Origin of the sequence: Mycobacteroides sp. LB1, assembly GCF_013449725.1 — a bacterium.
GTDB lineage: Bacteria > Actinomycetota > Actinomycetes > Mycobacteriales > Mycobacteriaceae > Mycobacterium.
Genome location: NZ_JACCFF010000001.1, coordinates 963,966 through 977,324, shown reverse-complemented (window position 1 = coordinate 977,324; position 13,359 = coordinate 963,966). Strand labels below are relative to the sequence as shown.

Here is a 13,359-nt window from a genome sequence, read left to right as displayed (position 1 = left end):
GCTAGATGTTCCGGGCGTACGCCTCCAGCTCGGAGACCACGACGCCGGCCCAGATCCGCGCGACGGTTGCGTCCGTGATGACGGGTTCACGGACCTCGATGTAGCACTTGACCTTTGGCTCGGTTCCCGATGGGCGGATCACCAGCCGGATGGACGACCCGCCGATTTCGCCGGAGAGGATCACCGCATCGGTGCGCTCCTGGCCCCGTCGTTCCAGCAGATCCTCCGGGGTGATGGGGAACCCGGACAGTGCGGCGGGCAGGTTCTCCCGGAGGCGGGTCATCATCGCGGTGATGTCGTCGAGCGAGTTCATCCGCCGCGACACCTGCGCGGTCACGTGGATGCCATGCCTGATCGCCAGATTCTCAAGCTTTTCCTCGATGCTCGTGCCGAGGGCACGCAGGTGCGTGACTAGGTCGCAGGCGAGTACCGCCGCGGAGATGCCGTCCTTATCGCGCACCGCGGCCGGATCCACGCAATGCCCAATGGCTTCCTCGTACGCATAGACCAGATCGAAATCCGCTGCCCGGACCAGCCATTTGAATCCGGTGAGGGTTTCCACATGGCGTGCGCCAAGCGATGCTGCGATGCGGGCGAGCATGCGGGAGGAGACAACGGTGCTGGCCACCACTGGCGGAGTGGATGAACGAGGTTGCGTCGAGAGGATGTAATCACCCAGCAGCCAACCGGTTTCATCCCCGGAAAGCATGCGCCAACCTGTCGTGGTGGGGATTCCGATGGCGCACCGGTCGGCATCCGGATCGAGCGCGATCGCCAGATCCGCGTCGACCTGGGCGGCCTGTGCAAGCACCGCGTCGGAGGCTCCCGGTTCTTCGGGGTTCGGAAACGCGACGGTGGGAAAATCGGGGTCCGGCTGGAACTGGTTGTCAACTACATGGATGTCGGTGATACCAGCGGCATTCAGCGCAGCCAACGCGGTGGCCCCGCCGACCCCGTGCAGCGCGGTGAGCGCGACGCGGACCGCGCCGGATCCTCGGCGCACCGTTGCGGCACGTTGGATATAGGCATCCACCAGTGAGTCGTCGGCGGGGGTGACCGGATTCCGTGGAATCTGATCGGCGAAAGGGGCAGCGGCCGTCGTTGATTCGATATCGCGATCAGTGGGGGAGATGATCTGAGCCCCGCCCGACCAATATACCTTGTAGCCGTTGTCGGCCGGAGGGTTGTGAGATGCGGTGATCTGTATTCCGGCCGCCGCATCCACGTGGCGGACCGCGAACGCCAGCACTGGCGTCGGCAGCGGGCGGGGCAACAGCACGACGTTGAACCCTTCGGCGGCAAGAACTTCCGCCGCACCCTGAGCAAACTTGTCGGACCCGTGCCGGGCATCGCGACCCACCACCACGGTCGAGCCGCCCAGGCACCGGTTCTTGAGCACCTTGGCCACTGCAAAGGTGGTCCGCACCACGACGGCCAGGTTCATACCGTTCGGGCCGCCTCGGACGGTGCCGCGCAAGCCCGCTGTACCGAACACCAGTGGCTCGGAGAATCGTTCTGCGAGCTCCGCTGCGGAGCATGCGCGCAGCTCGGCTGCGGTCTCGGGGTCGGGATCGTGGTCGATCCACTCCTGGATCGTTTGCGCGGAAACCGTCATAGTCGACCAATCACCGAGCTCAGCAGCTGACCCATACGCGTCGCGGACGCACGCCCGGCGGCCAGCACCTCTTCGTGGTTGAGGGACTTCCCGGTCATTCCCGCCGCGAGATTTGTTACCAGAGACACCCCAAGCACCTCGGCCCCTGCCGCGCGTGCTGCGATGGTTTCGTGCACCGTCGACATGCCCACCAGGTCCGCGCCCAACGTGCGCAGCATGCGGATCTCCGCGGGTGTCTCGTAATGCGGGCCGGGCAGACCCGCGTACACCCCTTCGGCAAGGCTGTCGTTGACCTCCCGGGCCAGTGCCCGCAATCGCGGCGAATAGGCGTCGACCAGGTCGACGAACTGCGCACCGACCAACGGCGACCTGGCCGTCAGGTTGAGATGGTCGCCGATAAGCACCGGCTGACCCACCGTGTACTCCTCGCGTAGCCCTCCGGCCGCGTTGGTGAGCACGACCGTCCGTGCGCCCGCGGCGCAGGCAGTGCGCACCGGATGGACGACATGGCGCAGGTCGTGACCCTCGTAGGCGTGGATCCTGCCCAGCAGTACCAGCATCCGGTCGGTGCCGGCTCTGGGGCCGCCGATCGGTACGGACAGCACCGATCCGCCGTGACCGGCCGCGCTCGGTGGACTGAATCCAGGTAGATCGGCCATCGCAATTGTTGTCGCGGGGATTCCCAGTTCCTCAGCCGCAGGTGCCCAGCCAGATCCGAGAACCACCGCCACGCGGTGGGATGCGACGCCGGTGCGTGCCGCGATTGCCGCCGCCGCGAGAGATGCTTTGTTGTCCGGACCCTCATCGGCGTTTTCGCCTCTTCGCCCAAGTGGCTCATCGGTCACAACTAGGCAGCCTAACCATGATGGGATACTGATCTAATGCCCTTGACCACGGAAGCGGCCTCCGCCCCGCATGCCCAGGCCGCCTGCGCGGTCGTGGATGGTGCGGCGACCGATCTGGTGGCGTTATCGCATGACATCCACTCCGAACCCGAGCTGGCCTTCCATGAGGTTCGCAGTGCCCTGAAAACCCAGCGGCTGCTTGCTGAGCGCGGATTTGAGATCGTCACTGGTCAGGGCGGTATGGACACCGCATTTCGGGCCACCTTCGGGGATGGCCCACTGGTCATCGGAGTTTGCGCCGAGTACGACGCGCTGCCTGGGCTCGGGCACGCCTGCGGGCATAACATCATCGCGGCCTCTGCGGTCGGTACCGGGCTGGGGCTCGCCGAGGTTGCCGATGCCCTCGGGCTCACCGTGGTGGTTATCGGCACGCCGGCCGAGGAATTCGGCGGCGGCAAGGCACTTCTGCTCAAGGCGGGCGCCTTTGATGACATCGCGGCCGCGGTGATGCTGCATCCCGGGCCGATCGATATCGCCGGCGCCCGGTCGCTGGCGCTCACCGACGTCATGGTCACCTACCACGGCAAAGAGTCACATGCCGCGGTCGCACCCCACCTCGGAATCAACGCCGCCGACGCGGTCACCGTCGCACAGGTCTCGATCGGCCTGTTGCGCCAGCATCTTTCGCCCGGGCAGCTGATCCATGGCATCGTCACCGAGGGTGGCGAGGCAGCCAACATCATCCCGGGTCGAGCCGCGATGCAGTACACGATGCGTGCCGTCGAATCGGTCTCCCTGCGCGAGCTGGAGCAGAAGGTGTACGCCTGTTTCGCCGCAGGCGCGATGGCGACCGGATGCAGCCACGAGCTCGCTGAATCCTCGCCCCCATATCTGGAGTTGACGCCGGATCCCTGGCTCGTGCAGGTGTTCCGTGAGGAAATGGAATCCCTGGGCCGCACGCCGGTGCCCGCGGAGTTCGAAGCCGCGGTGCCTTTGGGCAGCACCGATATGGGCAATGTGACACAAGTGCTGCCCGGTATCCACCCGGTCGTCGGCATCGACTCGGGTGGGGCTGTCATCCATCAACCGGATTTCGAAAAGGCGGCGAAGGAACCAGGTGCCGATCGGGCGGTGGTCGAAGGAGCGAAGATGTTGGCGCGCACCGTGATACGTCTGGCTGAGGACGAGACCGAGCGGTCCCGAGTGCTGGAGCGACTGGCGCGTAGGACGGTGGCGGTATGAGTGAATCGCTAACCGCCCTGGCGGATCGTTGGCTCGAGGAGAACTCGGAGACGCTGATCCGGTGGCGTCGTCACATCCACGCGCATCCCGAGCTGGCGCGCCAAGAACATGCCACCACCGAATACGTGGCCGCCCGGCTGGCCGAAGCCGGGTTGAACCCCAAGGTGCTACCCGGTGGCACCGGAATTACCTGCGACTTCGGGCCCGAAGACGGTCCGCGGGTGGCGCTGCGCGCAGATATGGACGCCTTGCCGATGCAGGAACGCACCGGCGCCTCCTATGCGTCGACGGTGCCGAATGTCGCGCACGCGTGCGGGCACGATGCGCACACCGCGATCCTGCTGGGCGCGGCGATGGCCCTCAATTCGGCACCCTCGCTGCCGTCGGGGGTGCGCCTGATTTTTCAGCCGGCTGAGGAGGTCATGCCGGGTGGCGCTATCGATGTGGTGGCCGCTGGGGCAATGGCCGGTATTACGAGAATCTTTGCCCTGCACTGTGATCCGCGACTGGAGGTGGGCAAGGTGGCGATTCGTGCGGGGGCGATCACCTCGGCCGCGGATACCGTCGAGGTCACGCTGCATTCCCCGGGCGGGCACACGTCACGACCGCATCTGACGGCCGACCTGGTGTACGGCCTCGGCACCATCATCACCGGCCTACCGGGAGTGCTGAGCCGCCGCATCGATCCGCGGGCAGGCACCGTCATGGTGTGGGGAGCCGTCAACGCAGGCCAGGCCGCCAATGCCATTCCTCAGATCGGCTCATTGGCGGGCACGGTGCGCACCGGAAGCCGCGACGTATGGGTCACGCTGGAGGACACCGTCCGCGATGTGATCGAGGGACTGCTGGCACCGCTGCGCATCGATTACACCCTCAACTATCGGCGCGGGGTTCCTCCGGTCATCAACGAACCCGAGTCCACGCACATCTTCGTGCGGGCGATCCAGGACATCGGGTTGGACGCGCTCGCGGAGACCACTCAATCCGGTGGCGGCGAGGACTTCTCCTGGTATCTGGAGGAGGTGCCGGGCGCGATGGCGCGGCTGGGGGTGTGGTCGGGAACCGGCCCGCAGCTCGATATCCACCAGCCCAATTTCGATATCGATGAACGGGCGCTGGGTGTTGGCGTGCGGACGTTGGTCAACCTTGTGGAACAAAGCGCGGTCTAGTCAGGCCGTTCCGGGACCGATATTGCGCGACGCCCGGGTGCGCAATCCGTGCACATAAGTTTCTGGGGCTCCAGCGATTTCTGCTGCATCTGCCATCACGCCAAGGTACCGGGCGGACGGTAGTCCACCCTCGTAGGCGTTGACGACGTAAAGCCAGGCCAGCACCGGGTCGGTGTTGGTATCGGAGGATTCGCGGTCGATCCGGCAGCGAATCTTGGTGTGGATACCGAGCTCTGAACCTTCCCAGCGATCGAGGTTGTTCTCGTCGGCCCCTGTCATGTCGTACAGGACCACGAATACCTTCGAATGTGGGTCCTGCACGACCGTGGCCAGTGCGCCCTCCCAGCCGATATCCTCCCCGCCGAAGGTCAGCCTCCAGCCGTGCAGCCAGCCGGTGCCGGCCATGGGTGAGTGCGGCGCCCGCTGCAACATCTGCTCGGGGTGCATGTTGGAACCGTAGGCGGCGTAGAGCGGCACGGGGGCAAGCCTAGTGGTCCTGTGTCTCAGGTGGCGGCAGGGATGGCGGCAGGGTTCCCCGCGATGGCAAGCCGGGTCGGTTCGGTGCTTGTAGGTTTGACGCCGTGGCAACGCGCATCGTGATCATTGGTGGAGGACCAGCGGGGTACGAGGCGGCACTCGTTGCCGCGGCCCATGAGCGAAGCACCACCGAGGTGACGGTGATCGATTCCGACGGCATCGGCGGCGCCTGCGTGCTCTTCGACTGTGTGCCGTCCAAGACGTTCATCGCGTCCACCGGTGTGCGCACCGACCTGCGGCGGGCGCCGAACCTGGGTTTCGACATCGATGTGGAGCACGCCAAGATCTCGCTGCCGCAGATCCACAGCCGCGTCAAGCGCCTCGCCTCCGAGCAGTCGGCTGATATCGCCGACCGTCTGCGCAGTGCCGGGGTGCGGCTGATCGCCGGGCGCGCCGAGCTGGTCGATCACGTGGTCGGGATGGCATTCCACCGGATCAAGGCCAGCCTGCCCGACGGCAGCAGCACCATCCTGGAGGCCGATGTGGTGCTCATCGCGACGGGCGCCAGCCCGCGTGTGCTGGCCCATGCGCGGCCCGACGGCGAACGCATTCTCACCTGGCGCCAGCTCTACGACCTGGAGGAGCTGCCCGAACACCTCATTGTCGTGGGTTCGGGTGTGACGGGCGCGGAGTTCGTGCACGCATATACCGAGCTGGGCGTTCAGGTGACCGTGGTGGCCAGCCGGGACCGGGTGCTGCCGCACGAGGACGAGGATGCCGCCCTGGTTCTGGAGGACACCCTGGCCGAGCGCGGTGTGACGCTCGTCAAGAACGCCCGGGCCGATTCGGTGACCCGAACCGATACCGGCGTCCGGGTGGCGATGGCCGATGGACGGGTGGTCGACGGCAGCCATGTGCTGATGACGGTGGGATCCGTTCCGAACACCGCCGGCCTGGGCCTGGAACGGGTCGGAATCATGCTGGGCGCTGGCGGCTACCTCACCGTCGACCGGGTGTCCCGCACATCGGTGGCCGGCATCTACGCCGCGGGTGACTGTACGGGCCTGCTGCCGCTGGCCTCGGTGGCCGCGATGCAGGGCCGCATCGCGATGTATCACGCTCTTGGCGATGCGGTGCAGCCGATCAGGCTGAAAACTGTTGCTGCCGCCGTTTTTACGCGTCCGGAGATCGCCGCTGTGGGGGTCTCCCAGGCGGCCATCGACAACGGTGAGGTGCCTGCCCGCACGGTGATGCTGCCGCTGCACACCAACCCGCGGGCCAAGATGTCTGGCCTCAAACGCGGTTTTGTGAAGATCTTCTGCCGCCCGGCCACCGGTGTGGTGATCGGCGGTGTCGTGGTCGCTGCGAACGCCTCCGAGTTGATCCTGCCCATCGCTATCGCGGTGCAGAACCTGCTCTCGGTGAACGATCTGGCGCAGACGCTCTCGGTGTACCCGTCCCTGTCGGGCTCGGTGACGGAAGCGGCGCGCCAGTTGATTGCCCACGACGACCTGGACTGACTTCCGGCGATACACGCCATAGCGGCGTGCATCACTGACGAGATCGCTACTGGCCGGTAACGTGATGTTCCGGAGTGATTCCCAGACCCTGTGAAGGCGTAGAAGGGAAGTAATCGTGAGTGACGCAACCAACCCGTCGCGATCGAGGGGGCCTACCTATACGTTCCTGGGACCACAGGCACGTTCGCTGAACTGGGAGCGCCTCGGATCCGAGCAGTTCGATGTCATCGTGGTCGGTGGCGGCGTGGTCGGCGCCGGATCGGCGCTCGATGCCGCCACTCGCGGGCTGAAGGTCGCGTTGGTTGAGGCGCGTGATTTCGCTGCGGGTACGTCGAGCCGGTCCTCGAAAATGTTCCACGGCGGGCTGCGTTATCTGGAACAGCTCGAATTCGGTTTGGTGCAGGAGGCGTTGCGCGAGCGGGAGCTGTCGCTGACGACACTGGCGCCGCATCTGGTCAAACCTCTTCCGTTCTTGTTCCCGTTGACCAATCGGTGGTGGGAGCGTCCCTACGTCGCCGCCGGAATCTTCTTGTATGACCAGATGGGTGGCGCGAAATCTGTTCCCGCCCAAAAGCATCTCACTCGCGCAGGTGCCCTGCGGCTTGCGCCGGGGCTGAAGCGCAACTCACTCATCGGCGGTATCCGTTACTACGACACGGTGGTCGACGACGCTCGTCACACCATGAATGTGGCACGCACCGCCGCGCATTATGGGGCGGTCGTCAGGGCTTCGACGCAGGTGGTCTCGCTGCTGCGTGAGGGTGATCGCGTGACCGGCGTGGTGGTGCGGGACACCGAGAACGGCGCCGAGACCGAGGTACGCGGGCATGTCGTCGTCAATGCCACCGGGGTATGGACCGATGAGATCCAGGCGTTGTCGCGTACGCGTGGCCGGTTCCGGGTGACCGCATCCAAGGGTGTTCACATCGTGGTACCGCGAGACAGGATTGTCAGCGAGGTGGCGATCATCCTGCGGACAGAAAAATCGGTGCTGTTCGTCATTCCGTGGGGCAACCATTGGATCATCGGGACCACCGACACCGAGTGGAATCTCGATCTGGCACACCCGGCCGCCACCAAGGTGGACATCGACTACATCCTCGACAAGGTCAACACGGTGTTGGCTACATCGTTGACACATAACGATATTGACGGGGTGTACGCGGGGCTGCGGCCACTGCTGGCCGGTGAGGATGACGACACTTCCAAGCTCTCCCGCGAGCACGCCGTTGCCGTGGCGGCCCCAGGTCTGGTGGCCATCGCCGGCGGCAAGTACACGACTTATCGCGTGATGGCGTCCGATGCCATCGATATGGCAAGCGAATTCGTGCCGGCCCGGGTGGCGCCATCGATCACCGCCAAGGTGCCACTGCTCGGCGCCGACGGCTATTTCGCGCTGATCAACCAGACCGAGCATGTGGGGGAGACGTACGGTCTGCATCCATACCGGGTGCGGCACCTGCTGGACCGGTACGGATCACTGATCGGTGAGGTACTGGCCTGTGCGGGTTCGGATCGCAGCCTGCTGCAGCCGATTGCCAAGGCCCCGATGTACCTGAGAGTGGAGGCGCTCTACGCGGTGGTGGCCGAGGGTGCACTGCACTTGGAGGACATCCTTGCGCGGCGTATGCGGATTGCGATCGAATACTCGCACCGTGGAGTCGACTGTGCCCAGGAAGTTGCCGAGCTGGTGGGTCCGACGCTCGGCTGGTCGGCGGAAGACATTGTCCGCGAGGTGGATACCTATCGTGCGCGGGTTGATGCTGAGGTGCGATCGCAGCGCCAGCCCGACGACGCGTCGGCGGATGCACTGCGGGTGGCCGCACCCGAGGCGCGCTCGTTCATCGTCGAACCGGTGACCGACGTGCTGTCGCCCTCCAAGTGAGTCACGGTTATGAGCCCCAGGCGAAGGGCTCCTGAGCCACCGCTACCGGTGCGGGACGGCTTGGGGCCGGTCCGAATCCGACTGCGCGAGAGCGGGTGTGTGGTCGACGAGCTGGTTTCCAGATTCGGTTCGGCCGCCGCCGAAAAGGTGAGCCGGGGCGAAGTCGTCGATGCCGCAGGCGTGCCGGTCACTGCCGATACACACCTGCCCGCCCGGGCGTCGGTATACACGTATCGCGAAGCGGCCGTGGAGATTCCCGTCCCGTTCGCGATCGACGTCTTGCACTGGGACGAGAATGTTTTGGTGATCGACAAGCCACACTTCCTCTCCACGATGCCGCGCGGGCGGCATGTCACCGAGACGGCACTGGTGCGTCTGCGCAAGGCATTGGACCTGCCTGAGCTGTCACCGGCACACCGGCTCGATCGGCTCACCGCGGGTGTATTGCTGTTTACGGTGCGTCGTGAGGCGCGTTCCGCATACCAATCGTTGTTCGCGCAACGCCAGGTGTCCAAGACCTACGAGGCGTTGGCACCCGTCGATCCCGACGTTACCCTTCCGGTGACGCTGCGGAGCAGAATTATCAAGCGGCGCAGTATCCTTCAGGCATTCGAGGAGCCAGGACCGGTGAACGCCGAAACGCATATCGAACTGGTCGAGCGGGTGGGCGCGGTGGGCAGATACCGGCTGACACCAATCACGGGACAGACGCACCAGCTGCGGCTGCATATGAGCGGCCTCGGCATTCCCATCGTCAACGATCCCCTCTATCCCACGATCGTCGATGTCGGCGAGGACGATTTCAGTCGCCCGCTGGCGCTGCTAGCACGGTCGATCGAATTTCGGGACCCCTTGTCTGGCAAGCAGATCCGCTATCAGTCGGGGCGCGATCTCGGATTCGAGTCGTTTGTCCCGGGCTAGTCGTCCTCAGGCTTCCGCTAATTCCGCATCTGCCACGGCTCGCTGCGTGCCGGACGCTCCGGGGACAAGGCGGTAGTCGGACAGCCGGAAATCACGCATTTGCTTGCGGTATTGCGTTGCGAACCCCGGATACATGGAGGCGTTGAAGCCATCGGAGGTCAGGTACCAGCTTTGGCAGCCGGTCATCCATGTTGTCCGCTTGAGCCGCTTCTGTATGTCGATGTTGTAGCGCCGCTCGACTTCCTCGCGGACGTCCAAGTAGATGAGATCGTGGTCGACGACGGTCCGGATTCCTTGAACCGCGTAGGCGATCTGTGCTTCGAGAAAGACGAGGAGTGAGTTGTGGCCGGGGCCGGAGTTGGGGCCGTTGGTGAGAAACAGGTTCGGGAAACCTGAGGTGTGGGCGCTCTTGTATCCGTAGGCGTGGCCCGTCCACTTGTCCTTGAGCGTGCGGCCACCGAGTCCGGTTACGGGGAAGGGCGGTCCGTCCAGATGCACGTCGTAGCCGGTGGCGAAGACGATGCAGTCGACTTCGTGCTCGACTCCTTCGCTGGTGCGGAGTCCCTTTGGACTGATGGTGGCGATGGGCCAGGTGATGAGTTTGCAGTTGTCCTTCTGCAGGGCCGGGTAGTACTCGCTGGAGACCAGCATGCGCTTGCAGCCGGCGCGGAAACTGGGGGTGAGCTGACGCCGCAACCATGGATCCGGCACGGCGCTCCGCAGATGTGCAATCCCTAGCTTCTGAATGAGCGTGGTAATCGGGGTGTTCCACACCAGCCCGAGGGCCGCGACCTCGTGCCCCCAATAGAGTGCGGCCCTTGACGCACGCTGTGTCGCCGGAACGGCGGCATACAGTCGCCGTAGCGCTGGTGGCACAGCCACATTGAGTCGGGGCATGACCCAACCCGCGGTGCGCTGGAACACCTTCACGGACTCGGCGGTCTTTACCAACTCGGGGATGATCTGGATGGCGCTGGCACCGGTTCCGATCACGGCGACATGCTTGCCGCGCATGTCGTAGTCGTGGTCCCACTTGGCGCTGTGGATCTTGTGGCCCTCGAAGGTGTCCATTCCTCGCATGGTGGGCAAGCTGGAATCAGACAACGGACCGGTGGCCATGATGATGGTCCGCGCACGGTACTCGATACCGGAACTGGTTGATACACGCCAGATTCCTTCTTGCTCGACGAAATCGAGTGCGGTGACTTCCTGGTTGAACCGGATCAGATGCCGCACTCCGAACCTGTCCGCCAACTGGTCGATGTGCTGGCGCAGCTCATCGGCGGGTGCGAAGACACGTGACCAGTGCGGGTTGGGCGCGAAGGAGAACGAATACAGCATCGAGGGGATATCAACTGCAGCACCGGGATACGTGTTGTCGCGCCATGTTCCGCCGAGCCGGTCCGACCGGTCCAGGATCAGAATATCGTCGACGCCGGCCTCGAGGAGCTTGTGCGACGCTCCCAGGCCGCTGAAACCCGCACCGATAACGAGAGTGGTGTAGGTGTGTGAAGTCTCGAACTGGTCGGTCATGCGGCTTCCCTGCGCTCGATGCCCTTGCTGACTGGGGCATAGGTGATTTCGCTGAACCAGGTCGGTACCTTCGGCAGCAGTCGCGTCGGGATGAAGTCGCTGGCCTTGACCATGACATCGGCGAGTATCTGATACGGATACCACTTGTTGACGACTAGGTTCGAATGCCACTTCACCACGTGGAATAGCGGCATGCGCTTGGTATGTGTACCTCGCGCGCCCAGCGTCTTGAAGCGGTCCATCGCGGAGTAGAGGCGCTCTGGTTCAAAGCCCATGCCGACCATTTCGCGAAGAATCCGGTTCAGCAGCGGCACGTACATCAGCGCACCGATGATCAGGCCGGGCGAGGCGACGGTTCCCACGAATTCGATCAGGATTCGACGCAGCCGGGCATGTCCGAGCCTGTCGATGACCTCGAAACCCACTGCAATGTGCCGAGATTCATCGTTGTTGATCTTCTCGAAGACCTGGTTGCATACCGGGTCGTGAACCTCGTCCAACAGGAATTTGAGCAGGGCGCCGTCGAGCGCGACTTCCAGCATCGGGATCACCGTGCCGAGCGTGGACATGGGCATGTCGTCGGCATACCGATCCAGCCAGTCCATGGCGAGCCGAATGTTGACGTTGGGCTCGGGCAACTCGCCCTCCTCCAGCATCCCCCAGCGCTTCATCAACGCCAGCTCGGCGTTGGCATGCCGTTGCTCCTCGGCGTGGAAGTAGCGGTAGATCTCCGCGAGAGTCGGGTCCTCGGCCTTTCTGGCCAGCGCCGCGAAACCACGCGCGCCGACGTTCTCGATCCAGGCCAGGTCGGCCATGAACGCCTTGAGCTTGGGCTTGAACGCTTCGTCGATGGTTTCTGCCCCTGGAGCGTCCCAGTCGATGTCGGCAAGTCCCCATTGCCGATCCTTGATCTTCGCCAGCGTGGTGTTGAGATCCATTACTGCCTTGTCTCCTTCGTATGTGCCAGCGCAGCATGGCGACCGACATCATGTCGAGGATCACATCACCACCATGGACGCCATTTGTCAATGGCAAGGTGTTGAGAGTGTTCGGTTATTGCACCATTGACTAGTGGCATATTTGCGGCCATGCTGGTGTTCGACAGGGCGGCCGAGGGCCTCTTGCCGATGCCGCCGTCGCTAGGCGCGAGCATCCTCCGACTTGTAGGCGGTTTTCCGCGTAACACGTTTCAAATCAGTGGTTTTCGACCACGCCGCATCACATAACGAAAGGCAGGTCAGTCGGATGTTCGGATTGAGCACGCTGCGCGGTGTCAGACGCGCACAGGGCAATTCGTACGGGGCGCAAGCCGTTGTCACCGGCGCGGGCAGCGGTATCGGTCGTGCATTCGCCCTGGAGTTGGCCGCGCGCGGTGGCGATGTCGTTTGTGCCGACATTGACAAAGATCGTGCGGAGCAAACGGTCCAAACCATCGAACAGACCTACGGCCGCCGTGCCCACTCCGTACAGTGCGACGTCGGGAAGCGTGCCGATATGGAAAACCTTGCCCTGCATACCGAGCTGATTTTCAATGGTCCACCCACTCTGATCGTCAACAACGCGGGTGTTGGTATTGGCGGTCGATCAGTCGGCGATATCGGGCTCGATGACTGGAAGTGGACACTCGATATCAACCTCGGCGGTGTCATACACGGCTGCGAACTGTTCGGCAGGAACCTGCGCGATGCGGGCCGTGGCGGAATCATCAACGTTGCATCGGCCGCCGGATTTGCCGCGGCTCCGCAGATGGCCGCGTACAACGTCTCCAAGGCGGGAGTCATGTCGTTATCGGAGACGATGGCGGCTGAGTTTGTCGGCACCGACGTCACCGTCACCGTGCTGTGTCCGACGCTGGTCAAGACCAATGTGATCGCCGATGGTCGAATCCCGGTGTCCACCCTGCAGTTCGGCCAGAAATTGATGGGATGGTTCGGCTTTGCGCCCGAGCGAGTGGCTCGGCTTACCCTTGATGCCCACGACCGCGGCAAGCTCTATGTGATGCCGCAGCCCGATGCCGTCCTGGGGTGGTATCTCAAGCGCTACCTCCCCGTTCAGTGGATGCGGGCGCTGGGATTGGTTCAGCGGCTCCTCCCGGCGGAGAGCGGAGCTCGTGGCGACCTCGCCGATGCGACGACCGGGGACTAGCCGTCGG

11 protein-coding genes are annotated in these 13,359 nt (G+C 64.2%); 6 read left to right on the top strand and 5 right to left on the bottom strand.

Going from position 1 to position 13,359, the window contains the following annotated elements:
• Window position 1: 1 nt before the first annotated feature.
• Together MLB1_RS04815 and MLB1_RS04810 are read right to left on the bottom strand one after the other, a co-directional pair.
• Entirely contained in the window at window positions 2–1,615 is a 1,614-nt protein-coding gene (locus MLB1_RS04815) for a phospho-sugar mutase (RefSeq protein ID WP_180748544.1), read from the bottom strand.
• A complete protein-coding gene (locus MLB1_RS04810; RefSeq protein ID WP_180748543.1) occupies window positions 1,612–2,460 on the bottom strand; it encodes a purine-nucleoside phosphorylase in 849 nt (282 codons plus the stop codon). The genes MLB1_RS04815 and MLB1_RS04810 overlap by 4 nt, the downstream gene beginning before the upstream one ends.
• 36 nt (window positions 2,461–2,496) lie before the next feature.
• On the opposite strand from MLB1_RS04810, the gene MLB1_RS04805 reads away from it, so the two are divergent.
• A complete protein-coding gene (locus MLB1_RS04805; RefSeq protein WP_180748542.1) occupies window positions 2,497–3,702 on the top strand; it encodes a M20 family metallopeptidase in 1,206 nt (401 codons plus the stop codon).
• The gene (locus MLB1_RS04800; RefSeq protein WP_180748541.1) at window positions 3,699–4,871 is read left to right on the top strand and encodes a M20 family metallopeptidase; all 1,173 of its coding nucleotides are present in this window, start codon (window positions 3,699–3,701) and stop codon (window positions 4,869–4,871) included. Before MLB1_RS04805 ends, MLB1_RS04800 begins: the two co-directional genes overlap by 4 nt.
• Here MLB1_RS04800 and MLB1_RS04795 read toward each other — a convergent pair whose 3' ends face one another.
• On the bottom strand, window positions 4,872–5,348 hold the full coding sequence (locus tag MLB1_RS04795) for a gamma-glutamylcyclotransferase (RefSeq protein ID WP_180748540.1): 477 nt from the start codon (window positions 5,346–5,348) through the stop codon (window positions 4,872–4,874). It abuts the gene before it with no gap.
• A gap of 104 nt (window positions 5,349–5,452) precedes the next feature.
• Here MLB1_RS04795 and MLB1_RS04790 point away from each other — a divergent pair, with 104 nt between their 5' ends.
• The 3 genes from MLB1_RS04790 to MLB1_RS04780 all read left to right on the top strand — a co-directional run bounded on the left by MLB1_RS04790 (window position 5,453) and on the right by MLB1_RS04780 (window position 9,674).
• Entirely contained in the window at window positions 5,453–6,868 is a 1,416-nt protein-coding gene (locus MLB1_RS04790) for an NAD(P)H-quinone dehydrogenase (protein WP_180748539.1), read from the top strand.
• A gap of 115 nt (window positions 6,869–6,983) precedes the next feature.
• Window positions 6,984–8,753 carry a glycerol-3-phosphate dehydrogenase/oxidase gene (locus tag MLB1_RS04785; protein ID WP_180748538.1) on the top strand — a complete coding sequence of 590 codons (1,770 nt, stop codon included), beginning with the start codon at window positions 6,984–6,986 and terminating at the stop codon, window positions 8,751–8,753.
• A 9-nt stretch (window positions 8,754–8,762) separates the two neighbouring features.
• Window positions 8,763–9,674 (top strand): pseudouridine synthase, encoded by a 912-nt coding sequence (locus MLB1_RS04780; RefSeq protein WP_180748537.1) that lies wholly within the window; start codon window positions 8,763–8,765, stop codon window positions 9,672–9,674.
• A 6-nt stretch (window positions 9,675–9,680) separates the two neighbouring features.
• Here the strand turns inward: MLB1_RS04780 and MLB1_RS04775 are convergent, their stop codons facing one another.
• Both MLB1_RS04775 and MLB1_RS04770 read right to left on the bottom strand, forming a co-directional pair.
• Window positions 9,681–11,207, bottom strand: a complete 1,527-nt coding sequence (locus MLB1_RS04775) for an NAD(P)/FAD-dependent oxidoreductase (protein WP_180748536.1) — start codon at window positions 11,205–11,207, stop codon at window positions 9,681–9,683.
• Window positions 11,204–12,145 carry a ferritin-like domain-containing protein gene (locus MLB1_RS04770; protein WP_180748535.1) on the bottom strand — a complete coding sequence of 314 codons (942 nt, stop codon included), beginning with the start codon at window positions 12,143–12,145 and terminating at the stop codon, window positions 11,204–11,206. The genes MLB1_RS04775 and MLB1_RS04770 overlap by 4 nt, the downstream gene beginning before the upstream one ends.
• A 307-nt stretch (window positions 12,146–12,452) precedes the next feature.
• Between MLB1_RS04770 and MLB1_RS04765 the strand changes: the two genes are divergently transcribed.
• Window positions 12,453–13,352 (top strand): SDR family NAD(P)-dependent oxidoreductase, encoded by a 900-nt coding sequence (locus tag MLB1_RS04765; RefSeq protein ID WP_180748534.1) that lies wholly within the window; start codon window positions 12,453–12,455, stop codon window positions 13,350–13,352.
• Window positions 13,353–13,359: the final 7 nt, after the last annotated feature.